Consider the following 224-nt stretch of genomic DNA (forward strand, 5'->3'; position numbering starts at 1 on the left):
ACTGCTCTAACTATCATTTTCGCCATTTCTATCCTTGTAATGTTTTTAGTAGGCTCATAGTTATCTCCATATTCGCTTTTTATAATAATGTCATTTTCAACTAATGTATGTATTTCATTTTTAGCCCAATGATTATTTGTATCATCAAAACTATTTCCTTTTACTAAATCTAGCTTTAGTGATGTTCTTACAACTTTTGAGAACTCTGCTCTAGTTATAGTATT

General features: G+C 28.6%; 1 protein-coding gene. It reads right to left on the reverse strand.

Going from position 1 to position 224, the window contains the following annotated elements:
• Window positions 1-224, reverse strand: a 224-nt coding sequence (locus tag L21TH_RS04145) for an S-layer homology domain-containing protein (protein ID WP_034429293.1), incomplete at both ends; no start/stop codon positions are given.

Origin of the sequence: Caldisalinibacter kiritimatiensis (assembly GCF_000387765.1) — a bacterium.
Taxonomy (GTDB): Bacteria; Bacillota; Clostridia; order Tissierellales; family Caldisalinibacteraceae; genus Caldisalinibacter; species Caldisalinibacter kiritimatiensis.